General features: G+C 71.4%; 22 protein-coding genes and 2 pseudogenes. 10 read left to right on the top strand and 14 right to left on the bottom strand.

Annotated features, from left to right (window positions below; genetic code table 11):
* Positions 1-10: 10 nt before the first annotated feature.
* Complete coding sequence (locus AB0N14_RS12580; protein ID WP_366025661.1) at positions 11-1,432, bottom strand: xylan 1,4-beta-xylosidase; 1,422 nt, start codon at positions 1,430-1,432, stop codon at positions 11-13.
* A 177-nt stretch (positions 1,433-1,609) separates the two neighbouring features.
* Between AB0N14_RS12580 and AB0N14_RS12585 the strand changes: the two genes are divergently transcribed.
* Entirely contained in the window at positions 1,610-2,704 is a 1,095-nt protein-coding gene (locus AB0N14_RS12585) for a DUF5925 domain-containing protein (protein WP_366025626.1), read from the top strand.
* A gap of 83 nt (positions 2,705-2,787) precedes the next feature.
* Positions 2,788-3,576 (top strand): DUF72 domain-containing protein, encoded by a 789-nt coding sequence (locus tag AB0N14_RS12590; RefSeq protein WP_366025627.1) that lies wholly within the window; start codon positions 2,788-2,790, stop codon positions 3,574-3,576.
* Positions 3,577-3,737: 161 nt separating this feature from the next.
* Here the strand turns inward: AB0N14_RS12590 and AB0N14_RS12595 are convergent, their stop codons facing one another.
* Positions 3,738-4,106 (bottom strand): GntR family transcriptional regulator, encoded by a 369-nt coding sequence (locus AB0N14_RS12595; protein ID WP_200421426.1) that lies wholly within the window; start codon positions 4,104-4,106, stop codon positions 3,738-3,740.
* 71 nt (positions 4,107-4,177) lie between these two features.
* Between AB0N14_RS12595 and AB0N14_RS12600 the strand changes: the two genes are divergently transcribed.
* Positions 4,178-5,107: a GNAT family N-acetyltransferase gene (locus tag AB0N14_RS12600; protein ID WP_366025628.1), complete on the top strand. Its 930-nt coding sequence runs from the start codon at positions 4,178-4,180 to the stop codon at positions 5,105-5,107.
* Complete coding sequence (locus AB0N14_RS12605; protein WP_366025629.1) at positions 5,088-5,588, top strand: DUF402 domain-containing protein; 501 nt, start codon at positions 5,088-5,090, stop codon at positions 5,586-5,588. Before AB0N14_RS12600 ends, AB0N14_RS12605 begins: the two co-directional genes overlap by 20 nt.
* A gap of 48 nt (positions 5,589-5,636) precedes the next feature.
* Here the strand turns inward: AB0N14_RS12605 and AB0N14_RS12610 are convergent, their stop codons facing one another.
* Both AB0N14_RS12610 and AB0N14_RS12615 read right to left on the bottom strand, forming a co-directional pair.
* Positions 5,637-6,062 carry a class I SAM-dependent methyltransferase gene (locus AB0N14_RS12610; protein WP_366025662.1) on the bottom strand — a complete coding sequence of 142 codons (426 nt, stop codon included), beginning with the start codon at positions 6,060-6,062 and terminating at the stop codon, positions 5,637-5,639.
* A 91-nt stretch (positions 6,063-6,153) separates the two neighbouring features.
* Positions 6,154-7,065: a helix-turn-helix transcriptional regulator gene (locus tag AB0N14_RS12615; protein ID WP_366025630.1), complete on the bottom strand. Its 912-nt coding sequence runs from the start codon at positions 7,063-7,065 to the stop codon at positions 6,154-6,156.
* Positions 7,066-7,281: 216 nt separating this feature from the next.
* Between AB0N14_RS12615 and AB0N14_RS12620 the strand changes: the two genes are divergently transcribed.
* Genes AB0N14_RS12620 through AB0N14_RS12630 form a run of 3 tightly spaced genes read left to right on the top strand, consistent with a single transcriptional unit; the run spans position 7,282 to position 10,233 of the window.
* Positions 7,282-8,259, top strand: a complete 978-nt coding sequence (locus tag AB0N14_RS12620) for an aldo/keto reductase (RefSeq protein WP_366025631.1) — start codon at positions 7,282-7,284, stop codon at positions 8,257-8,259.
* Between the two features lie 55 nt (positions 8,260-8,314).
* Positions 8,315-9,343 (top strand): alcohol dehydrogenase catalytic domain-containing protein, encoded by a 1,029-nt coding sequence (locus tag AB0N14_RS12625; RefSeq protein WP_366025632.1) that lies wholly within the window; start codon positions 8,315-8,317, stop codon positions 9,341-9,343.
* Positions 9,344-9,381: 38 nt separating this feature from the next.
* Positions 9,382-10,233, top strand: a complete 852-nt coding sequence (locus AB0N14_RS12630) for an aldo/keto reductase (RefSeq protein ID WP_366025633.1) — start codon at positions 9,382-9,384, stop codon at positions 10,231-10,233.
* Between the two features lie 218 nt (positions 10,234-10,451).
* On the opposite strand, the gene AB0N14_RS12635 is transcribed toward AB0N14_RS12630, so the two are convergent.
* On the bottom strand, positions 10,452-11,078 hold the full coding sequence (locus AB0N14_RS12635; RefSeq protein WP_366025663.1) for a class I SAM-dependent methyltransferase: 627 nt from the start codon (positions 11,076-11,078) through the stop codon (positions 10,452-10,454).
* Between the two features lie 172 nt (positions 11,079-11,250).
* On the opposite strand from AB0N14_RS12635, the gene AB0N14_RS12640 reads away from it, so the two are divergent.
* Positions 11,251-11,385, top strand: coding sequence for a hypothetical protein (locus AB0N14_RS12640; RefSeq protein ID WP_366025634.1), 135 nt, complete (start codon positions 11,251-11,253; stop codon positions 11,383-11,385).
* Between the two features lie 43 nt (positions 11,386-11,428).
* Positions 11,429-11,539: pseudogene (locus AB0N14_RS12645) on the top strand (VOC family protein); the annotation flags it as partial.
* A 10-nt stretch (positions 11,540-11,549) separates the two neighbouring features.
* Here the strand turns inward: AB0N14_RS12645 and AB0N14_RS12650 are convergent.
* The 3 genes from AB0N14_RS12650 to AB0N14_RS12660 form a co-directional block, all read right to left on the bottom strand.
* Positions 11,550-12,023 (bottom strand): GNAT family N-acetyltransferase, encoded by a 474-nt coding sequence (locus AB0N14_RS12650; RefSeq protein WP_366025635.1) that lies wholly within the window; start codon positions 12,021-12,023, stop codon positions 11,550-11,552.
* 174 nt (positions 12,024-12,197) lie between these two features.
* The gene (locus tag AB0N14_RS12655; RefSeq protein WP_366025636.1) at positions 12,198-13,055 is read right to left on the bottom strand and encodes an alpha/beta fold hydrolase; all 858 of its coding nucleotides are present in this window, start codon (positions 13,053-13,055) and stop codon (positions 12,198-12,200) included.
* A 192-nt stretch (positions 13,056-13,247) separates the two neighbouring features.
* On the bottom strand, positions 13,248-13,694 hold the full coding sequence (locus AB0N14_RS12660) for a MarR family winged helix-turn-helix transcriptional regulator (protein WP_366025637.1): 447 nt from the start codon (positions 13,692-13,694) through the stop codon (positions 13,248-13,250).
* Between the two features lie 99 nt (positions 13,695-13,793).
* Between AB0N14_RS12660 and AB0N14_RS12665 the strand changes: the two genes are divergently transcribed.
* Positions 13,794-14,168 (top strand): cupin domain-containing protein, encoded by a 375-nt coding sequence (locus AB0N14_RS12665; RefSeq protein ID WP_366025638.1) that lies wholly within the window; start codon positions 13,794-13,796, stop codon positions 14,166-14,168.
* A 3-nt stretch (positions 14,169-14,171) separates the two neighbouring features.
* On the opposite strand, the gene AB0N14_RS12670 is transcribed toward AB0N14_RS12665, so the two are convergent.
* From AB0N14_RS12670 to AB0N14_RS12695, 6 genes and pseudogenes are all read right to left on the bottom strand, one after another.
* Positions 14,172-15,146 (bottom strand): hypothetical protein, encoded by a 975-nt coding sequence (locus AB0N14_RS12670; RefSeq protein WP_366025639.1) that lies wholly within the window; start codon positions 15,144-15,146, stop codon positions 14,172-14,174.
* Positions 15,143-18,574 carry a DNA polymerase III subunit alpha gene (locus tag AB0N14_RS12675; protein ID WP_366025640.1) on the bottom strand — a complete coding sequence of 1,144 codons (3,432 nt, stop codon included), beginning with the start codon at positions 18,572-18,574 and terminating at the stop codon, positions 15,143-15,145. Before AB0N14_RS12675 ends, AB0N14_RS12670 begins: the two co-directional genes overlap by 4 nt.
* Positions 18,575-18,812: 238 nt before the next feature.
* The gene (locus tag AB0N14_RS12680) at positions 18,813-18,983 is read right to left on the bottom strand and encodes a hypothetical protein (RefSeq protein WP_366025641.1); all 171 of its coding nucleotides are present in this window, start codon (positions 18,981-18,983) and stop codon (positions 18,813-18,815) included.
* A gap of 188 nt (positions 18,984-19,171) precedes the next feature.
* Positions 19,172-20,062, bottom strand: a pseudogene (locus AB0N14_RS12685) (slipin family protein).
* 173 nt (positions 20,063-20,235) lie between these two features.
* Positions 20,236-21,141, bottom strand: coding sequence for a S1 family peptidase (locus AB0N14_RS12690; RefSeq protein WP_366025642.1), 906 nt, complete (start codon positions 21,139-21,141; stop codon positions 20,236-20,238).
* Positions 21,142-21,369: 228 nt separating this feature from the next.
* A partial coding sequence (locus AB0N14_RS12695; RefSeq protein ID WP_366025643.1) for a DUF1684 domain-containing protein occupies positions 21,370-21,777 on the bottom strand: 408 nt, incomplete at its 5' end.

Consider the following 21,777-nt stretch of genomic DNA (forward strand, 5'->3'; position numbering starts at 1 on the left):
GTGAAGCGGCTCAGCGCGGGAGCCACTTCACCTCGTACGCCTTCATGTCGAACCGCTTGCCGTCGACCTGGGCGCTGATCGTGCGGCCCAGGGTGTTCACCACCAGCACGACCTTGTCGGTGGCCAGGACACGGACGTTCGGGACGTCGTCCGGGGCCACCGTCACCGTCCGGTACGCGGTGCCGGGCGGGAACTCCTTGGAGAAGCGGGACACCAGGCCGTACATCGGCAGTGCCCGGCCGCCCTCGGCGGTGTCGGTCGGCGTCCACAGACAGCCGGGGCAGTCGGTGCCCTTCTCGTCCTCCGGGTTCCAGTAGAAGCCCGAGGACGCGCCGCCCTCGGCCAGGGCGATCATTCCGGCGGCCTGGACGGCGACGCGGCGGTCCTCGCTCCAGCCCCTGCGCTCGTCATTGCCGTCGGCGGGCTCGACGTAGTACTCGGCCCACCACAGCGGCAGGCCGTGGGTCTGCCGGCGCACCCACGCGCCGACGGCGGTGAACTTGTCGGTCGCGGCGAACTCGTTCGGAAGCAGCTCGTCGTCGTTGGTGTAGCTGGAGCCGTCCACCACGACGAAGTCGGCGCCCGCCTTGTGCGTGTTCCAGTACGTGAAGGCGTCGATGATCCGCTTGTCCATGGCGCCCCAGGGGCCCCGCAGGGCGGTGGAGGCGTTCTCCTTCTGCCGCGGGTCGACGCTGTCCGTGACGAGGTACGGGCCGCCCACCATGTTCTTGGGGTTGACCTGCTTGAGCGCCTTGTAGACCAGGTTGTACAACTCGGTGTAGCCCTCGTAGTCCCAGCGGGCCTGGGAGTCGTTCCAGAAGCCCTTGAACTCGTTCCAGACGATGAAGTGGCGCACGTCCGGGTAGCGCCTGGCCACGGTCGCGGCGAGGGCGGCGTAGTCCTTGAAGTGGTCGGGCTTCGGGGCGGTCTCGAGGGCGGTCCGGCTCCAGTCGGTGTCGTCCGCGCCCGCCTTGCCGCCCTTCATCCAGTCCGGGGCGCAGCACAGGGTGACGACCGGGGTGCCGCCGGTCTTGCGGACGAAGTCGATACGGCGGTCCATCGCCGCGAAGTCGTAACGGCCCTCGACCGGTTCCGGGTTGTCGGCGCCCCACCCCATGATGGCCTGGTTCTGCGGCAGCCCGGCCCCCGACAGCAGCCCCTCGACGCGCTCGGTGGCGGCGTCGCTCCCCTGGTCGGCGCTGTACTGGGTGTGGGTGAAGCCCCAGCCGACGTCCGGTTTCGTCACCTCGGGCGGGGTGGCGGGGGTGCCGTGCACCTTGTCGCCGTCGCGTGTCGTGCCTCTGATGCTCGCGCCGTTCCCGGGCAGTGTGCTGATCAGGGTGACCACCAGGGCCAGAGCGGCCACGGCCACGCCGAGCAGTGCGGTGAGTCGCCACCGCCGTTCCCCCGAATTCCACCCATGACGTCCCATCATGGGCCACACTAACGGCGCTCCTCGGGCCGCGGACGGATTCCGGCGTGCGACAGCCAGGTAACAGCGCGTACCGGAAGGGGCTGATCCGGTGGGTATACACCAGGCAAAGGCGACACATCCGGCGCACCACGGAAAGCGGATGCACCAGGCGGCCCCGTGACAGATCATGGCGGCATGTCTGCGAACCCATACGACGCTCTGCCGGTCCGGCTCAACGTCGACGACAGCGACTCACCCTCCGACGTCGTCGACGCGCTGTTCCTCGGCCGCTTCGCGACGGGCGAGCAGCCCTACTCCCACGCCGCGAACATCGACCGGGTACGGTCCGGGGCCACACTCCTTCCGCCGGGCGCCCGGGTGCTGCGGGTCGCCCGCGACGACGACCGCAGCGCGACGCTCGCCGAGGGCGACGGCTGGACGCTGCTGGTGTCCCGCTGGAACCGCGGCGCGGACGTCACGGTGACCGCGACCAGCGCCGAGCTGGCGGAGAAGGTGCTGGGCGAGGCCACGGACGGCGCGTCCGACGAGCCGGAGCCGCAGCCGGAGAACGTGACGATGGGGTTCTGGTACGTGTCGCCGCGGCGCGGCCCGCACCGTACGACACGGCAGATCTCGGCGGGCACCTGGGAGGAGGTCCGCCCGAACTACACGGCGCCGGTGGCGGACGCCATGGACCGGCTGATGAAGACGACCCCGGAGGACATCGCGGGCCGTCTGCTGCTGCTCCACGGCCCGCCGGGCACGGGCAAGACCTCGGCGCTGCGGACGCTGGCCCGCTCGTGGCGGGACTGGTGCCAGGTGGACTGCGTACTGGACCCGGAGCGGCTCTTCAGCGACGTCGGCTATCTGATGGACATCGCGATCGGCGAGGAGGACACGGCGGGCAAGGGCCGCTGGCGGCTGCTCCTGCTGGAGGACTGCGACGAACTGATCCGCGGAGAGGCGAAGCACACGGCGGGCCAGGCGCTGTCCCGCCTGCTGAACCTGACGGACGGACTGCTGGGACAGGGCCGCAACGTGCTGGTGGGCGTGACGACCAACGAGGACCTGCAGCGCCTGCACCCGGCCGTCGTCCGCCCCGGCCGCTGCCTGGCCCGTATCGAGGTCGGCCCGCTCACCCGCACGGAGGCGGTGAGCTGGCTGGGCCGCGAGGAGGGCGTGGGCCGCGAGGGGGCGACGCTGGCGGAGCTGTACGCGCTGCGGCGGGGCACGTCCCCGGCGTCGGTGCCGGACCAGCGGGCGGGAATGGGCGCGGGGCTGTACCTGTAGGGGCCGCGACACCCGCGGCGGGCACGACACCTGGAGCGGGCCACGACCGGTGCCTCGACGGCCACCGGTGCTTTGATGGACATATGACCCTGTTCGTCGGTACGTCGGGGTGGCAGTACCGGGACTGGCGGGACGTCCTCTACCCGGCGGACGTCCCCATGCGGCTGTGGCTGGAGGAGTACCCGACGCGGTTCGCCACGGTCGAGATCAACAACGCGTTCTACCGGCTGCCGTCGCGGGAGACGTTCGAGGCCTGGCGGCAGCGGGTGCCGGCGGACTTCGTGGTGGCGGTGAAGGCGAGCCGCTATCTGACGCACATCAAGCGGCTCAAGGAGCCCGAGGAGCCGGTTCACCGTCTGATGAGCCACGCGGCCGGGCTCGGCAACCGCCTGGGCCCGGTGCTGCTTCAGCTCCCGCCCACCCTGCGCGCGGATCCGGCCCTCCTGGACGACTGCCTCTCCTGCTTCCCGCCCGGCACCCGGGTCGCGGTCGAGCCACGCCACGACTCCTGGTGGACACCCGAGGTGCGCGCGGTGCTGGAGGCCCGGGGCGCCGCCCTGTGCTGGGCCGACGTCCTGTCCCGCCCGGTCACCCCGCTGTGGCGCACCACGGACTGGGGCTACATCCGCTTCCACACGGGGCGGGCCCGCTCGTGGCCCCGCTACGGCCGCCGGTCCCTGACGACGTGGGTCCAGCGGATCGGGGCGGTGTGGCCGGAGGAGGTGGACGTCTACGCCTATTTCAACAACGACCCGCACGCGGCGGCGGTCCTGGACGCGACGGTGTTCGCGCGGTTGGCGACCACGGCGGGCATGCGGGTGACACGCACGCCTCGAAAGCTGCCCGCCCCCTCCACGGGTGCGGCAACGTGACGGTCTCCCGCCGCCGCAGCGGTGCGTCCCCTCTTTCCGCCGGAACGGCGATCAGCCACGACGGCGGAGACCGAGGGTCCTCCCACGCCGTTGAGGCAGTGGGGAGGTGCCGAACCCTCCCCCGCCACCCGGCGGACCCGGCAGGCAGCCGACCGCACTGCTCAACCCCCGTAAGCCGCCCGCAGGGCATCCCGCACGGCGGCCAACGCCGCATCCTCGCCCAGCCCCAGCCGCCGCGCCCTTTCGGCGTAGGCGGAGGCGGCGGCAGCCGCCTCTCGCTCCGCGGCCGAGCCGGCGGCAGCCACGAACGTTCCGTTGCGCCCCCGCGTCTCGATCACCCCGTCCTCCTCCAGCGCCCGGTACGCCTTCGCCACCGTGTTCGCCGCGAGGCCGAGGGACTCGGCCAGCCCCCGTACGGTCGGCAGCCGGTACCCCACCGGCAGCACCCCCGCCCGGGCCTGCTCGGAGATCTGCGCCCGCACCTGTTCGTACGGCGGCGCGCTCCCATCGATGTGGATCTTCAAGGTCACGGCCCGATTGTCCCGCACCCACCGGAAAATGAGAGGCACCCCCGCGTCCGACCCGGATACCGTGCGCCCCCATGACAGTGATCGTGCGCGACCTCCGTCCCGACGTGCGAGCCGACACCGAGGGCTTCGCCCGGGTCCGGCACCTCGCCCTCCCCTTCATCCTGTTCACCCCGGAGTCCATCGCCTACGACGCCGCCCACATGCATCCCGACGCCCACTACCGGCCGCTCGTGGCCGAGGAGGACGGCGAGATCATCGGCACGGCCCAGGTTCACCTCGCCCATGAGAGCCGGGAGCCCGGCCAGGGCAACCTCAACGTGTACGTGCACCCGGGACGCACCCGCCGCGGGGCCGGCTCGCTCCTCGTCCGCGCCGCCGAGGAGTACCTGGCCTCCGTGGGTGCCACCAGGCTCTTCGCCTGGGTCCTGGACGAGCCCGGCAACCGTGCCTTCGCGGAACGGCACGGCTACAAGAGCAGCCGCTCCGCCCACTTCCTCCGTCTGGATCTGGCGAACGGCACCCTGCCCCCGCTCCAGGACCCCCCGCCGGGCGTCGAGCTGCGCACCGGCGCGGACTTCGCCGACGACCCTCGCTCCCTGTTCGCACTGGACGCGGAGACGATGTCCGACGAGCCGAGCGACATCGCATACGAGTTCAGCGACTACGAGGCCTGGCTCGTGGAGACCTGGTGCCACCCCCTCTTCAGCCCCGAGCTGACCTCGGTGGCGGTGGTCGACGGCCGCCCCGCCGCGTTCAGCGCGGCCCGCACCGACGGCGGCACCCGCTACGGCACCGTGATGACCGGCACGGCCCGCGCCTTCCGCGGCCGGGGCCTCGCCAAGCTCGCCAAGAACCATTCCCTGCACCGCGCCCGCGCCGCCGGGTTCACGGAGGCGTTCACGGGCAACGACGCGGGCAACGGCCCGATGATCGCGATCAACAAGTGGTTCGGCTACGAGATCTGCGGCACGGAGGTGCGCCATGTCCGCGAACTCGGCTGAGACGGCGGCCCGGGTGGACGTCGTCCTGGTCAAGGCGGGCCGTACGAAGATCCGTTACAGGGGAGAGCTCGTGGCCGACGACGGCAACCGGATCGCCGTACGCGCTCCCTGGGCGGGCGACGGCGTCCGCGACTTCGGCTTCGTACGGTTCGCGCCCGGTGATGTCTTCACCGAGTACTACTGGCGCGACCGGTGGTACGCGGTGAAGGAGGTCAGGGACGCGCAGGGCACGCTCAAGGGCTGGTACTGCGACATCACCCGCCCGGCCACGGTCTCCGGCTCCGAACTCGTCGTGGAGGACCTCGACCTGGACCTGTGGCGCTCGGGGGACGGCACGGCCGTGCTGCGCCTGGACGAGGACGAGTTCGCGGCGAGCGGCCTGGCGACCAGGGACCCGGAGGCCGCGGCGGCCGCCCTGAGCGCCCTGGACGACCTCGAACTCCTGGCCAAGGAGGCAAACTTCGAGGCTCTGCTGCACTGACCCGCATACGATGACCCCGGCACCGAGCCGCCCGCACCGGGCCGCCCGTCAGACGACCGCCACCACCGCATACCGCTCGTCGTCCACCTCCCTCCCCCACAGCCGGGCGTCGTCCGACAGCCGCTCGAGGCTTATGTCCCGGGCGAGGGGCGCGAGGAGAGCGGTCAGGCGGTCGGCGGGTATGCCGACCGGGCTCACCGTCCCCCACACGCCCTCCACCAGCACCAGGCGGCCGCCCGGGCGCAGCAGTCCCCGCCAGTGGCGCAGGACGCGGCCGGGGTCGGGCAGGGTCCACAGCACATGGCGGACGAGGACGGCGTCGAAGAGCTGTTCACCGACCGGCGGCGTCGCCGCGTCGCCGACGAGGAACACCGCGTCGCGGCCGGCGAGCTTGGCGCGGGCACGCGCGGAAGCGCGCGGGTTCGCACAATCCGGGACGGCTTCGTGGGCGAACTCGTACGCCGATGGCCGCAGTGTGGCGCTTCGGCGTCGGGTTCACCTTTATGGCCGCCCAACAGGTGCGTGCACCAGGTGCTGCATCCGCTGATCGAGCCGGGTGCTTCGCTTACGGCTGCTGGCGGTGCTGTTCCGCGTCCGACCGCGCCGAGCGCTGTTCAGCTTGGGGAGCGGTCATGTCGAGCAGGAGCAGGGCGTCGTGGTCGGGGGTGCCGGGTTCGGCGGTGTAGACGCCGATGCGCTGGCCGGGGGTACCTTCCAGCTGCATGGACTGGGAGGTGAGCGTGACCGTGCCGACGCGGGGGTGGTGGAAGGTCTTCTGCGCGGGCTTGCGGCCGGTGACGTCGTAGCGCTCCCACAGCCGGGCGAAGTCGGGGCTCTTGAGGAGGAGCTCACCGACCAGGTTGGTCAGGTCGGGAGCGTCGGGGGCGGTGCCGGCGACGGCGCGCAGCCGGGCGACGCAGCCGGTGATCTGGCGGTCCCAGTCCGGGAACAGATCACGCGCGGCCGGGTGGAGGAAGAGGTAGCGGGCGAGGTTGCGGTGCTTGGCCGGCCAATCCTCCAAGCCCGCGTACAGCGCGAGGCCGCCGGGGTTCCAGGCCAGCATGTCCATGCTGCGGCTGATCACGTAGGCGGGGTTCGGCCGCAGCGACTCCAGCAGCAGCTTCAGGTGGGGGCGCACGGTGCGGCTTGGCGCCGGGGGCGGTTCGGGCGCGTAGCGGGCCGCACGGGCGGCGAGCTCGCGCAGGTGCTGGTGTTCCTGGCCATCCATGTGCAGGGCGCGGGCGAGGGAGTCGAGGACGGCAGGGCTGGGGCGGGTCTCCTTGCCGCGCTCCAGACGCACGTAGTAGTCGATGCTGATCCCGGCGAGGGTGGCCAGCTCCTCGCGGCGCAGACCGGGGGTACGGCGGATGCCGGCGCCGACGGTGAGGCCGACGTGTTCGGGGCTGGTCTGGGTGCGGCGGGCGCGCAGGTAGCGGCCCAGCTCGGCACCTTCGCTGTGCGCGCTCTCGGATGCCATGACTCCAGTCTCGCCCGAAGGGCACCCGCCCCGCAGACGGGAGGGGGGCCCTGTCATTACCCCTGAAGAACCCGCCCTGCCACACCGGAGCAATCCGGGCGAAGGTGAATGAGGAAGACGCCGGCCCCCTCGCCGTCGCCCGGGCTCCAACCGGCACGACCTGCCGGGCCGGGCGAGCGTGAGGGTCGGGTAACGCCACCAACCGGAGAAGGCGAGATGCGGTACATCAAGCTGCGTGACCTGGAGGTTTCCCGGATCGGGCTGGGCGCCATGGGCATGTCCCACGGCTATACCGGCTCAGGCACCGACGACGCTGAGTCGATCAGGACCGTGCACCGGGCGCTGGAGCTGGGCGTCACGCTCATCGACACCGCCGAGATCTACGGGCCCTACACCAACGAGGAACTGCTGGGCCGGGCGCTGAAGGGGCGCCGGGACCAGGTGGTGCTGGCCACCAAGTTCGGCCTGGTCTCGCACGGCGGCGACGGCGCGTGGAACCTGGACTCCAGCCCGGCCAACATCCGGACCTCGGTCGAGGGCTCCTTGAAGCGGCTGGGCACCGACCACATCGACCTGTACTACCAGCACCGGGTGGATCCGAACACGCCGATCGAGGAGACCGCCGGCGCCGTCAAGGAGCTGATAGCCGAGGGCAAGGTGCGCGCCTTCGGGCTCTCGGAGGCAGGCCCGGACACGATCCGCCGCGCCCACGCAGTCCAGCCGGTCACCGCGGTGCAGTCGGAGTACTCCCTGTGGACCCGCGGTATCGAGGAGCGCGTCCTGCCCCTTCTGCGGGAGCTGAACATCGGCCTCGTGCCCTTCTCCCCTCTCGGACGCGGCTTCCTCACCGGCACCGTCCGCTCCACCGACCAGTTCGACGAGGACGACTTCCGGCGCGACAACCCCCGCTTCACCGGCGAGAACTTCCAGCGCAACCTGGCGCTCGCCGACGAGGTCAAGGCCCTGGCCACCGAGGTCGGCGCGACTCCGGCGCAGGTGGCGCTGGCCTGGCTGCTCGCCCAGGGCGACGACGTCGCCCCGATCCCCGGTACCAAGCGCGTCAGCCGGGTCGAGGAGAACACCGCCGCCGACGCGGTCACGCTGACCAGCGAGCAACTCCACAAGCTCAGCAGCCTGCCGCCCGCCGCCGGCGACACCCACACCGAGGCCCAGGCGCAGATGCTCGAACGCTGATCCCGCCCCCGGCACGCCGCGCCACCCCCCGCCCTCGATTGGAGTAACACCTTTCATGCGTGCAGCAGTGATGTACGGAGCCGGTGACGTTCGCGTCGAGGACCGGCCCGACCCGAAGATCGTTCAGCCGACCGACGCGGTGGTGCGCACGCTGGCCGTGTGCGTGTGCGGCAGCGACCTGTGGCCGTATCAGTCGATGCCTGCCACCGATACCGGCCGCCCCATGGGTCATGAGTTCCTCGGCGTCGTCGAGGAGACCGGCGCGGACGTGACCGGCCTGAAGGCGGGCGATCTGGTCGTCGCCCCGTTCACCTACAGCGACAACACCTGCGACTACTGCGCCAAGGGCCTGCACATCTCGTGCCGCAATGGCGGCCGGTACGGCTTCGACGGCGTCGACGGCGGGCAGGGCGAAGCCGTCCGCGTCCCGTACGCCGACGGCACCCTGGTCAAGCTGCCGGTGGCCGCCGACTCCGCGCTGCTGCCATCGCTGCTGGCGCTGTCGGACGTGATGACCACCGGCCACCACGGCGCCATCACCGCCGGCGTCGGCCGCGGTGACGCGGTGCTCGTCGTCGGCGATGGCGCGGTCGGCCTATGCGCAGTGCTCGCCGCGAAGCGGCTCGGCGCCGGACGGATCGTGCTCGCCGGCCGCCACGAAGCGCGCACCGGCCTGGGCCGGGAATTCGGTGCTACCGACGTGGTCGCCGAGCGCGGCGAGGAGGGCATCGCCCGTATCCGCGAGCTGACCGGCGGCGTGGACAAGGTGATCGAGGCCGTCGGCACCCGCCAGGCCCTCGACACCGCGCTCGGCGCGGTCCGGGACGGCGGCACCATCAGCCGCCTGGGCGTACCCCAGTACGAGCAGGGGCCGATCGGCCCGGCCGAGTTCATGCGCAACATCACCCTGACCGGCGGCGCCAGCCCCGCCCGCGCCTACATCGAACGGCTCCTGCCCGACGTCCTGGACGGCACCATCGCCCCCGGCCGCGTCTTCGACCAAACCTTCACCCTCGACCGGACACCGGACGCCTACCGGGCCATGGCCGACCGCCAGGTCCTCAAGGCCCTCATCCGCCCCTGACTCCCACTTACGCCCGCACAGCGAAGGACATTCCGCTCATGCAGACCGTCACCCTCAACAACGGCGTCGAGATGCCGCTCCTCGGCTTCGGCGTCTACCAGATCCCCGCCGAGGACACCGAACGCGCCGTCTCCGAGGCACTGGCCGCCGGCTACCGCCTGCTGGACACCGCCGCCGCCTACGGCAACGAAGAAGCCGTCGGCCGCGCCATCAAGAGCAGTGGCATCGCCCGCGAGGACCTGTTCGTCACCACCAAGCTGTGGGTGCAGGACGCCCCCGCCGAGGAGAACACGAAGCGCGCGTTCGAGACGTCGCTGACCAAGCTGGGTCTGGACTACCTCGACCTGTACCTGATGCACCAGCCGTACGGCGACGTCTACGGCCAATGGCGCGGCATGGAGGCACTCAACCGCGAGGGGGCGGCCAGGGCTATCGGTGTCGCCAACTTCTATCCCGACCGGCTGATCGACCTGATCGTCAACAACGAGATCACCCCGGCGGTCAACCAGATCGAGACGCACCCGTTCTTCCAGCGCGCCGACTACCAGGACCTGATGCGCGAGCACGGGGTGCAGATTCAGTCCTGGGGCGGCTTCGCCGAAGGCAAGAACGACCTGTTCACCAACCCGCTGCTCGCCGAGATCGGCAAGGAGTACGGCAAGTCGGTCGCGCAGGTCGTGCTGCGCTGGCTGACCCAGCGCGGCGTCGTCGCCATCCCCAAGTCGGTACGCGCCGAGCGCATGGCGGAGAACATCGACGTGTTCGACTTCCGGCTCACCGACGAGCAGATGGCCCAGATCGCCACCCTCGACACCGGCAGCTCCCTGTTCTTCGACCACCACGACCCCGAGATCGTCACCTGGCTCGCGCGGCGCCGCCTCGACGCCTGACCCACGCCCGCCCCCAGGGGCGAGCGGCAGGCCGCACCACTGGCCGCTGCTCGCCGTTCGTCGAGGTAGAGCGTGTGGCGCAGTAGGCCGCGACGCGCTTCGAGGGTGCCGGGAGAGGTCGAGGTCCTCGGTCAACAGGGCACCGATCTCGTGTCCGGGCAGCGCGTGAATGGCAGACGGGCTTGGCCGCGAGGTTCGCATCGAGCTGGGCCAGCCCGTCAGACGACCGCCACCACCGCATACCGCTCGTCGTCCACCTCCCTCCCCCACAGCCGGGCGTCGTCCGACAGCCGCTCGAGGCTTATGTCCCGGGCGAGGGGCGCGAGGAGAGCGGTCAGGCGGTCGGCGGGTATGCCGACCGGGCTCACCGTCCCCCACACGCCCTCCACCAGCACCAGGCGGCCGCCCGGGCGCAGCAGTCCCCGCCAGTGGCGCAGGACGCGGCCGGGGTCGGGCAGGGTCCACAGCACATGGCGGACGAGGACGGCGTCGAAGAGCTGTTCACCGACCGGCGGCGTCGCCGCGTCGCCGACGAGGAACACCGCGTCGCGGCCGGCGAGCTTGGCGCGGGCACGCGAGACCATGGCCGGCGACAGGTCGACCCCTGTCACCCGGTGTCCCTGTTCGGCGGCGAGCAGGGACAGGCTGCCGGTGCCGCAGCCGACGTCCAGGACGTCGCCGGCCCGCCGCGGCAGCCACGTACCCAGCCGGGCGGCCCATGCCTCGCGCACGGCGGGGTCGCGCAGTCCGTGGTCCGGTTCGGCGTCGAAGGTGGCGGCCTCGGCGTCCCAGTCCACGCCGGGTCCGGTGCTCGCGGAGGTTTGGGCTCCGCTGTTCCTGGCCATGTTCCTGGTCATGTCCGTGTTGATGTCGCGGTTCATGACGCCAGGGTGACAGCCGCCACTGACAGTCGAATCGTGACAGCCGCCACAGACATACCTCGACCGATGAGGAACCCTCGCCGAAAGGGTCTACCTCCGCGCGAACGCGGAACCCGGTAGGCACAAGGAGGCAGCCATGCGCCGAGTGACCGTGCACAAGCCCCTGAAGAGGACCGACTCCCGCCGGACGCGCGAGGAATCCGACGAGCGCCCCACGGAGCGCCCGGAGATCCGCAAGGACATCGCCCGCGTCTGGTGGCCGGACGGCTGACCCGGGGCGTACCCACCGTCACGGAGGTGCTGTGCCCCCGCACATGACACTGACAGCGATCACGCTCGACTGCTCCGACCCATTGGCGCCGGCTGCCTTCCACCAGCGGGCCACCGGGCTGGAGCTCCACCCCGAATCCAACGGCGACTTCGCCGTCGACGACCTCAGTCCAGCCGCTTGCGGTAGTGGACACGGTCGTACGGCCCGTCGACACGGCGCTCCACGACCTCGTATCCGTACTTCGGGTAGATCGTCCGGTTCTCCCACATCAGCGCGTTCGCATAGAGCCTGACCTCGGGCAGGCCGAGCGCACGCGCGTGTGCGTCCACGAAGGCGAGCAGCCGGCGCCCCACACCCCCGCCCTGGGCGCCGGGGTGCACGGCGATGCTGTCGAGGAAGAGATGGTCCTCGAACGCCTCCACCACCACAAGGCCGTTCACGGGCTCTCCCGACACGAACACCCGCCCCGCGGCCACGTCGTCCGCGTGGTCCGCCTCCATGGGCTTGGGCACCACTCCGATGCGCGCGATGTAGTGGTGGTACGCGGCATCCGTCACGGCCCGTACGGCCGGCATATCGGCCGCGAGGGCCGGCCTGATCCCCTCGGTCGTACCGGCGTCTTCCGTCGCATCTGTCATGGGCCGAACGGTACTTACCTGATCGCAGGTTCAGCACCCCCTTAACGGGACCATAAGGATCTCCACCACCCACCCTGAACAGGCGATTTCACGGCTTCCTGCGGCTAGCTTGCTGTTCGCCCCCCACTCCGGGACCTGTCCGGCGGCTCAGGCCGGACAGGCCCCGGCGGCGCTTCAGCTGAACGCCGACGCGCAGGTGGTGGCGGTGGCGTGGGCCGGGTCGAGGGCATTGGCCGCCTCATGGAAGGCGATCCGGTCGGACAACCCGATCATCACGTGCTCCGAGAGGTCCACCCCGCACAGGTCCTGCAACAGCACGTTGTGGACGTCGGATCCGCTCAGGAACTGGGAGCGGTACGGCGTGACCACCTCGTCGTACTTGGTGGCGATGACCGTGTAGTGGACACCGGCCACGGTGTCGCCTCCCGCGTTGAGCTTGGTGAGGAAGGCGGACCCGGCGACCTGGTCGGCGAGCCCGGGCGTGGCCGCGGAGAGAAGGTCCTGCGCGCCGGGGAAGTACGGCAGCAGGTTGGTGAGTCCGTCCAGGGTGGTGCCGTGGTTGTCGGGCGCGATGCCGACGAGGGCGTTCACCTTGGCGGCGCCGCCGAGGAACTTGAGGTAGTAGCGGGGCATCATGCCGCCCTGGGAGTGGCCGACGATGTCCACCTCGGCGGCGCCGGTCGCGGCGAGCACCTTGTCGACGAAGACGGACAGCTGCTGCGCGGACCGGTCGATGGGGCCGAGGCCGTGGAAGAGCGGGACGCCCGAGAGTTGGCCGTAGTCGAGCGAGAAGACGCAGTAGCCGCGGTCCTCCAGGTAGGGGGCGAAGGCCAGCCAGTTGTCGACCGAGTTCGCGAAGGTCCCGTGGACGAGGACGACCGGGCGGGGGTGGGCGGCGGACGGCTTGCAGGAGTAGTCGTTCCAGCCGGTGCTGGGGGCGGCGGCCTCGGCGGTGGCGGCGGGGACGAAGGCGACCGCGGCGGTCAGCGCGAGCGCGGCAAGCGGTCTGAGCAGGCGTTTCCAGGGCAGCATCGGGTGATCTCCTTGCGGCTCGGGGGAGAAGCGATGACCTTGCGCCCTGTGATCCGGATCACGGGATGCTGTTCACTCGTCAAGTTACGAACGAGTAGCAGACAAGTGAAGTTACGCGTCAGTAAAAACTTTCAGTGACAGCTGACCGGGGCAGCGATTCCTGGTAATGCCCTGACCGTATGCGGCGACTCGTCACCAGACGGGTTTGACCGGCCCATAGGGCGCGATACGCAGCAACTGGCGCTGCAACGAACGGATTTCACGCTCCCCGAGCAGCTCCACCCATGGCCGCACGGCGTCCGCCGCGGCCTCCTCGGCGGCCCGCGTACAGGCCCACCCGCGGTCGGTGAGCACGATCAGCCGCGCCCGCGCGTCGCCGGGATGCGGCCGCCGCTCGGCGTACCCCTTGCTCACGATCTCCTCGACGAGCTGACTCGCGGCCTGCTTGGTCACGCCCAGGTGGGCGGCCAACTCGGTGACCGTCGCGCCATCCGGAGCGAGCCGCGCGAAGGCGAACCCGTGCGCCGGCCGCAGCCCTTCGAAGCCGCGCGCGACAACCCCGTCATGAATGCGTTGCGTCAGCTCACCCGCGACGGCGAGCAGGGCTGCGGACAGGGACATGGCCTCGGAGTTCTGCACGAGGGCATTGAAACACCCTTGACGGAATGGTCAAGCAGCTTGACCATTGAGGGCGCAGTGTTTAGTCAAGCAGCTTGACCATGGCCACAGGAGGCACCCATGCCCGTCGTCCGCCCTTCCCAAGCCGTCACCCACGAACTGCATGGCGCCCGATTCGTCTCGTACGCCACCCCCCTGACCGGCAGCAAGGAGCTGTGCGCGTGGCGCGGTGAGATCCCGGCGGGGACCCGCGCCCCCCTCCACACAGTCGACCGGGAGGAGATCTTCCACCTGCTCAGCGGCGAACTGCTGATCACCCTCGACGGCCACGCCGAGCGGATCACCGCGGGTGACACGGTGATCATCAATCCCGGCGCCACCCTCGGTGTCGAGAACCCCACGGACGAGGTCGCCGTCTCCTGGGTCACCACCTCCATCGGTCTTGAGGCGGTGCTCGCGGACGGCACGCGTATCACGCCCCCGTGGGCGAGTTGACGCCTACGCGGCCAGCGACCCCCGTATCACCGCCCGGGGCCCGAACTTCGCCCGCGCGCGGTCCGCGACCTCCTCGATGCGGCGGACCTTCTCGTCCACCGGGTCGAAGGTGAGCTGGTGGGCCGCGTGTTCAGCGGAGCTCAGGTCCTCGGCGCGCAGGGCGATCGCACGGACGCGGGCGCGTTGCAGGCCGAGCGCCTCGTACATGCGGTACGCCTCGGCGGTGAGCACCGCGGAGCGCGCGGTCGGCTCGGCGAGGGTGCGGGTGCGGGTCGTCGCGGAGCGGTCGGCGTAGCGCACGGTGAGGGTGAGCCTGCCGCACACCCGCTCCACGGCGCGCAGCCGGGCGCCCAGCTCCTCGGTGGCCGACAGCAGGGCGCGGCGGTGCCGGTCCGGGTCCAGTTCGTCGCGCTGGAAGGTGCGTTCGGTGGCGAGGGAGCGGGTGACGGCGTTGGGCACGACCCGGCCGCGGTCGATGCCGTGCGCCTTCTCGTGCAGTTCGCGGCCGGCCCGGGCGCCGACGAGGCGCTGCACCGTCGACTGGGGCGCGGCGGCGAGCCTGCCGATGGTGTCGAGGCCGTACTCGCACAGGGTGCGGGCGGTCGCGCCGCCGACCCCGGGCAGCGCCCGCACCGGGCGGTCGGCCAGGAACTCCGCGATGGCGTCCGGGGCGTCGGGTACCACCCGGATCTCCCCGGGCGCCGCCTCCCCGAGGGCCATACGGGCCAGCATCGGCCCGGGCCCGGCCCCGATCGCGCAGTCGACCCCGTGGTGCGCGAGGGCCCGTACCCGGATCAGCCTGGCCAGCTCGACGGCGTCCCGCCCGAAGTACCGCTCCGCTCCCCCGAGGTCGGCGAGCGCGGCGTCGGGCGGCAGCGCCTCGACGACGGGCGTGAACTCCTCGAGGAGCCCGAGCAGCCCCGGCAGGGCCGCCTCGTACAGCTCGGGCAGCTGGAAACGTACGCAGAGGATGGTCATCCCGCACTCCCCGGACTCTGATGCCACAACTTCCTTCCGCCCGCCGGGCCCTCGCCCGCGGGACGCATGTCGGCCCAGGGGTTCATCTCGTACCCCGTGGGCATCCGGATGCGCCGGCCCCTCGCCGCGTCCCCGTCGCCGTCCGGCCGGTGCGCCGCGGGCTCCGCCAGCCGCTCCGCCACCACGTCGAGGCCGCCCTCGGCACGCAGTTCGACCAGTTCGGCGAGGTTCCAGGCGGCCGAGCCGACCACGCTGAGGCTGCGTGGTCCGCGCCGCTGAACCACTCCGCGCACCAGCAGCAGCCAGGAGTGGAAGACGGTGTGGGCGCAGGTGTCGTGGGAGTCGTCGAAGAAGGCGAGGTCGACCAGGCCCGTGCCGTCGTCGAGGGTGGTGAAGATGACCCGCTTGCCGGAGCGGATCGGCGGGGTCTGGGTGGCCGCCTTGGCGCCCGCGACCAGCACCGTCTCGCCGTGCCGGGCGTCACGCAGCCGGCGTGCCGAGATCACGCCCAGTTCGTCGAGGAACGTGCGGTAGTCGTCCATCAGGTTGCGCGAGGCGTCCATGGACAGCACGCCCAGCTCGGCGCTGAGCCGCTCCTGAGCGGTGAGGTCGGGCAGCCCGGCCGGGGCGGTCCTGCGTCCGCCCGCCAGGGGGAGCTGGCCGCCGCCCGCGCCCCGGGAGCCCCGGTGCAGCTCGGTCAGGTGCAGTTGCAGATCGCGGCGGTTGGCGCCGAACGCGTCCAACGCGCCGACCTGCGCGAGTCGCTGGGCGAGGGGGCGACTCGGCCGGGCCCGCTCCCAGAAGTCGAGGAGGGAGGCGTACGGCTGCCCGGCCTCGATCCGCCTGGCCTCGGCCTCGCTGATGCCGTGCACGTCGGAGAGGGCGAGGCGGAGGCCCCAACGCCCGCCGGAATCAGGTGATTCAGACACCAGTTCGATACAATGTGCGACGCCCGACTTGTTCACGTCCAACGGCAGGATCGGCACCCCCCGGCGCCGCGCGTCCGCCAGCAGCAGCCGCTTCGGGTACATCCCGGGGTCGTGGGTGAGCAGCCCCGCGTAGAAGGCGGCCGGGTGATGGGCCTTCAGCCACGCGGACTGGTACGTCGGTACGGCGAAGGCGACCGCGTGCGCCTTGCAGAAGCCGTAGGAGCCGAAGGCCTCGACGATCTCCCAGGTCCGCTGGATCGTTTCCGCGTCGTATCCGTTCGCCGCCGCCCGCTGCGCGAACCACACCCGGATCCGCCCCTGCGACTCCGGGTCGGACAGCCCGCGCCGCACCTGGTCCGCCTCGCCCCGCCCGCAGCCGGTCATGATGTCGACGATGTGGATGATCTGCTCGTGGAAGACGACGACGCCGTACGTCTCCTTCAGCGGCTCCTCCAGATCCGGGTGCGGGTAGCGGATGGGTGCCCGCCCGTGCCGGGCCTCGATGAACGGCCGCACCATGTCGGCCGCGACCGGCCCCGGCCGGAACAGGGAGATGTCGACGACCAGGTCGTGGAAGCCGGCCGGCTGGAGCCGCCCGACCAGGTCCCGCTGGCCCGGCGACTCGATCTGGAAGCAGCCCAGGGTCTCGGTGGAGCGGATGAGCTGGTACGTCGCCGGGTCGCCCGGCGCGAGGGAGTCCAGGTCGATCCGCCTGCCCTGGGTCCGCTTCACCTCCGCGACCGCGTGCGCCATCGCGGACTGCATCCGCACCCCGAGGACGTCGAGCTTGAGCAGCCCGAGCTCCTCCACGTCGTCCTTGTCGAACTGCGACATGGGGAAGCCCTCACCGCTGGTCGGCATGACCGGTGTACGGGACAGGAGGGAGGCGTCGGAGAGCAGGACCCCGCACGGGTGCATGGCGACCCCGCGCGGGAGGGCGTCCAGGGCCTCGACCAGCTCCCACAGCCTGCCGTACCTCTCCTTCTCCCCCGCCAGCCGCCTCAGCTCGGGCAGTTCCTCCAGCGCCGCGCGGGCGTCGCGGGCGCGGATGTGCGGAAAGGACTTGGCGATGCGGTCGATCTCGGCCGGGTCCATGGACAGGGCGGCGCCGACGTCGCGGATGGCGTGCCGCACGCGGTACGTCTCCGGCATCGCGACCGTGGCGACCCGCTCGGTGCCGAACCGGCCGATGATCGCCCGGTAGACCTCGAGGCGGCGCGCGGACTCCACGTCGATGTCGATGTCGGGCAGGGCGACGCGCCGCTTGGACAGGAAGCGCTCCATCAGCAGCCCGTGCTCGACGGGGTCGGCGTGCGCGATGCCGAGGAGGTGGTTGACGAGGGAGCCGGCGCCGGAGCCTCGCGCGGCGACCCGGATGCCCATCTTCCGCACGTCGTCCACGACCTGGGCGACGGTGAGGAAGTAGGAGGCGAAGCCGTGGTGGGCGATGATGTCCAGTTCCTCGTGCATCCGCTCCCAGTAGTCCCGGCGGCCGGCGTAGCCGCGCAGCACCATGCCCGCCGCCGCCCGGGAGGCGAGCGCGCGCTGGGCGGTGCGGCGGCCGGCGCCTACGAGGTGCGGTTCGGGGAAGTGGACGGTGCCGATACCGAGGTCGTCCTCGGGGTCGACCAGGCACTCGGCGGCCGTGGCCCGGGTCTGCTCCAGCAAGCGGTGGGCGGTGTCGCGGCGGAAGCCTGCCGCCTCCACCACCCGCTCGGCGATCTCGAACATCGCGCCCGCGTCCTTGAGCCAGGCCTCGCCGGAGTCCAGCTCCTTGGTGGGGTCGATGGGGACCAGACGGCGGGCGGCGTCCAGGACGTCGGCGACCGGGCCGAGGCCGGGGTCGGCGTACCGGACGGCGTTGGTGAGCACGGGCCGGACGCGCTGCTCGGCGGCGAAGCCGACGGTGCGGGCGGCCAGGCGCAGGGAGCCGGGGCCGGTGCCGGCGCGGCCGTGCCAGACGGCCTCCAGGCGCAGGGCGTCGCCGTAGGCCTCACGCCAGGGTGCGAGCAGCTTCGCCGCGCGGTCCGGTCGTCCGGCGGCGAGGGCGCGGCCCACATCGGAGTCGGGGCCGAGCAGGACGGTCAAGCCGTCGGCGTGGTTGTCGGCCCAGGGCAGCAGCGGGGTGCCCTCGTGCGTATGGGCGGCGGAGACGAGGCGGCACAGGTCGGCCCAGCCGCGGGCGCCGTCCCGGGCGAGGAAGACCGCGCGGGGTGTCGACTCGTCGATGAAGGCACCACCGCGCACCGGGACACGGCGCCTCTCGCGTCGTACGGGCTCGTATTCCGCCACCGCCAGCTCCGCCCCGAACAGCGGCCGGACCCCTGCCACCGCGCAGGCCCGGGCGAACCGGACCGTGCCCGCGAGGGTGTCCCGGTCGGTGAGCGCGAGGGCGTCCATGCCCAGCTCACCGGCGCGCTCGGCCAGCCGCTCCGGGTGCGAGGCGCCGTACCGCAGGGAGAACCCGGAGGCGGTGTGCAGATGCGCGAAACCCGGCACACGCACCTCCCGTACCCGTGAGCCACCCACACGACTCTCGAACGTCCGTTCCCATCCCCCTCGGCACCACCATAGACCAATTTTCGAACTGTCGTACGACAACCCTTCGGGCGCGCGTTCCTATACAGACACGGACAAAATACCCCCGCACAAGAGCTTGCGGACATACGGCCACCGCCTACGAATCGCGGGCACACGGGGACAGAGACGCCCACCCCCTCAAGGGCGTGAACGCGGCTCAGAAACTCCCGATGATCAGCCACGCCGCGACGCCGAGCACCCCCAGGTACCCGCCGACGGAGATGGTCCTGCCCAGGCCCTCGCGGCCGGCACCCTCGATCCATCGGCCGACGATCCCGACAAGCGGTGCGCCGAACATGATCAGGACTATGCCGATCAGGAAATCCATCGTCCCCCCTTGCCGGATCACTCCCCAGTGATCCGAGAGAGGTGATCGTAGGTCTCACGGCTCACTGGTGGAAGCCCTGCGCGATGACAGCCCCGGCGCCACACGGCGGCTCACCGCTGGCGTATGCGTCGACACGCCTGACCGACCCCCTGCGCACACAAGGGTTGTCCCCATGCGGGCGGCGTGGTCTAGTCCTGGCTGGATTTCGCCCCTTGGGGCTTTTGGTTCAAGCCGGTGACCGCGGGCGGGAGTTGGTCCTGCATCGATGACTCGGCCGCCTCCGGTGCCGCAGGAGCCTGCTGCGGCACCGCCGCCACCGGCTGCTGTGCCCGCTCCAGGAACCGCAGCAGCTCCACCGGGAAGGGCAGGACCAGCGTCGAGTTCTTCTCAGCGGCGACCGCCACCACCGTCATGCAGCAGCCGCAGTTGCAGCGCGGCGGGCGTCTCGGCCATCTGCTGTGCCGCCTCCGCCAGCTTCTTCGACGCCTGGAGCTCCGCATCGGCGTTGATGACGCGGGCCCGCCGCTCGCGGTCGGCCTCGGCTTGCCGGGCCATGGACCGTTTCATGGTCTCCGGCAGCGACACGTCCTTGATGTCGACGCGGTCGATGGTGACGCCCCACTCCACGGCGGGGCTGTCGATCATCAACTCCAGCCCCTGGTTGAGCTCTCCCGGTTGGAGAGCAGGTCGTCCAGCTCGCTCTTGCCGATGATGGACCCGAGCGAGGTCTGCGCCATCTGCGAGACGGCGAACCGGTAGTCCTCGACCCGGACGATCGCGTCGGCCGGGGAGGTCACCCGGAAGTACACCACGGCGTCCACCCGGACCGTGACGTTGTCCCGGGTGATGCCCTCCTGCGCGGGCACCGGCATCGTCACGATCTGCATGTTGACCCGGCGGAGCCGGTCGACGAGCGGCACGACCAGCGTCAGCCCGGGTCCCCGCACCTCGGGCCTGAGCCGCCCGAGGCGGAACACCACTCCCCGCTCGTACTGCTTGACGACCCGGACCGCCGCCAGCGCGTAGACGGCCCCGGCGGACGCGAGCGCCGCCCCCGCCGCCACCAGCTCCTCGACCATGCCGGCCCCCAGGGTCCGAAGTGGGCGCATCAGGTGCGTGCTTGGTGCCTGCCTCGACGGTAGACCCGGGACGCGACAAGGGCGAGCCCCCGCACGCGGGTCGCGTGCGGGGGCTCGCCTGCCGCCGGATGCAGGTCAGCCGTGCGGGTGTGCCGGCGTGGAGGTCCTCGGCGTCAGTAGACGTGGACGCCGTAGGCGCTCAGGGCCTCGGTGACCGGCTGGAAGAAGGTCGTGCCGCCGGAGGTGCAGTTGCCGCTGCCACCGGAGGTCAGACCGTAGGCGACGCCGCTGTTGGAGTAGAGCGGGCCGCCGGAGTCGCCGGGCTCGGCGCACACCGTGGTCTGGATGAGGCCGTAGACGACGTCACCGTTGCCGTAGTTGACCGTCGCGTTGAGCGCGGTGACGCGGCCGCTGTGGATGCCGGTGGTGGAGCCGCGGCGGTAGACGGTGGTGCCGACGGAGGGCGTGGCCGCGCTCGTGATGTCCACGCTGCCCACGGTGCCCGACTTGGTCACCGAGCTGTTGGTGTAGCGCACGATGCCGTAGTCGTTGCCGGGGAAGCTGGAGCCGGCCGTGGTGCCGAGCGTGGTGGAGTGCGACGAGTTCGACCACCAGGTGCCCGCGCCGTCGGTGCAGTGACCGGCGGTCAGGAAGTAGTAGTTCCCGCTGCTGTCCTGCACGTTGAAGCCGAGCGAGCAGCGCCAGCTACTCGCATAGATGGCGTCGCCGCCGGAGATCAGCTTGTTGAACCTGCCCGGGGTGTGCTTGATCGTGAGGGCACCGGCGTTGCCACCGGCCTCCTGCTTGATCTTCGCGATCTCGGCGTTCGAGACCGTGCTGTCGACGGTGACGACGACGCGGTTGGTCTTCGGGTCGACGGCCCAGGCGGTGCCCGGGACATCGGCCTTGAGCACCGAGTCGCTCGCCCTGGTGAGTTGGTTCGCACTGAAGGTCGGTGCGTTGCTCGCGTTCGCGCTGGGGACCGTGAACGCGGCCGCGGCCAGGAGTCCGGTGGCCACGGCGATCAGCCGGGTCCGTCTCGCGAGGCCGCTCGTGGGGTTGGTGCGCTTGATCCTCACTTGTCGTTCCCCTCCAAGGGAAGTCGGGGGCCCACGTGGGGGATGGGGCCGGTGAGTCGCAGCCGGGGGCCGTGCCATCCGGATTCCGGACACGCCGTGCCCCTGACAAGCGCTGTGGGGGAGTATTCGGCCGCCTGACCGAAGGACGCAAGGGCGCCTTTCGGCCGTGCAGTCTTTAACCTCTCTGGGGCTCCCAGGGATTGACAGCGACCCTGTGACGGCTCGTGTCTACAGCAGGGCCCGCTCTCCCGCCTCGATCGCGACGCCCAGCGTGTTGCCCGGCGGCGGGAAGGGGCAGACGAAGTGGTCCGCGAAGGCACAGGGCGGCAGCAGCGCGCGGTTGAAGTCCACGGTCGTGCGCCCCTCGGCGTCGGGCGCGGGCGGCCGCAGGAACCGGAAGCGGAAACTGGTGTCCCCGCTGGTGGCGTCGGCGAACACGGCCCACAGCGAGCCATCGCCCTCGACCGACACCTGGAGGGTCAGGTCCTGTCCGTCGAGGGTGAAGGCGAGCACTCCCCCGAGACCGAGCCCGCGGTGACGTCCGTCGGCGTTCTCGACGCGTACGGTGCGGCTCTCCCCGTACGGGGTGAAGTGCCCCTCGACGGACCAGCGCGGATCGTAGGGCGTGGCGTCGAT

It is taken from the genome of Streptomyces sp. NPDC051104 (assembly GCF_040682835.1).
Lineage (GTDB): Bacteria > Actinomycetota > Actinomycetes > Streptomycetales > Streptomycetaceae > Streptomyces > Streptomyces cynarae.

Coding starts and splice junctions, on each gene's coding strand:
- AB0N14_RS12580 (WP_366025661.1), bottom strand. CDS start 1,432: ATGGGACGTCATGGGTGGAATTCGGGGGAACGGCGGTGGCGACTCACC.
- AB0N14_RS12585 (WP_366025626.1), top strand. CDS start 1,610: ATGTCTGCGAACCCATACGACGCTCTGCCGGTCCGGCTCAACGTCGAC.
- AB0N14_RS12590 (WP_366025627.1), top strand. CDS start 2,788: ATGACCCTGTTCGTCGGTACGTCGGGGTGGCAGTACCGGGACTGGCGG.
- AB0N14_RS12600 (WP_366025628.1), top strand. CDS start 4,178: ATGACAGTGATCGTGCGCGACCTCCGTCCCGACGTGCGAGCCGACACC.
- AB0N14_RS12605 (WP_366025629.1), top strand. CDS start 5,088: ATGTCCGCGAACTCGGCTGAGACGGCGGCCCGGGTGGACGTCGTCCTG.
- AB0N14_RS12615 (WP_366025630.1), bottom strand. CDS start 7,065: ATGGCATCCGAGAGCGCGCACAGCGAAGGTGCCGAGCTGGGCCGCTAC.
- AB0N14_RS12620 (WP_366025631.1), top strand. CDS start 7,282: ATGCGGTACATCAAGCTGCGTGACCTGGAGGTTTCCCGGATCGGGCTG.
- AB0N14_RS12625 (WP_366025632.1), top strand. CDS start 8,315: ATGCGTGCAGCAGTGATGTACGGAGCCGGTGACGTTCGCGTCGAGGAC.
- AB0N14_RS12630 (WP_366025633.1), top strand. CDS start 9,382: ATGCAGACCGTCACCCTCAACAACGGCGTCGAGATGCCGCTCCTCGGC.
- AB0N14_RS12635 (WP_366025663.1), bottom strand. CDS start 11,078: ATGGCCAGGAACAGCGGAGCCCAAACCTCCGCGAGCACCGGACCCGGC.
- AB0N14_RS12640 (WP_366025634.1), top strand. CDS start 11,251: ATGCGCCGAGTGACCGTGCACAAGCCCCTGAAGAGGACCGACTCCCGC.
- AB0N14_RS12650 (WP_366025635.1), bottom strand. CDS start 12,023: ATGACAGATGCGACGGAAGACGCCGGTACGACCGAGGGGATCAGGCCG.
- AB0N14_RS12655 (WP_366025636.1), bottom strand. CDS start 13,055: ATGCTGCCCTGGAAACGCCTGCTCAGACCGCTTGCCGCGCTCGCGCTG.
- AB0N14_RS12665 (WP_366025638.1), top strand. CDS start 13,794: ATGCCCGTCGTCCGCCCTTCCCAAGCCGTCACCCACGAACTGCATGGC.
- AB0N14_RS12670 (WP_366025639.1), bottom strand. CDS start 15,146: ATGACCATCCTCTGCGTACGTTTCCAGCTGCCCGAGCTGTACGAGGCG.
- AB0N14_RS12680 (WP_366025641.1), bottom strand. CDS start 18,983: ATGGATTTCCTGATCGGCATAGTCCTGATCATGTTCGGCGCACCGCTT.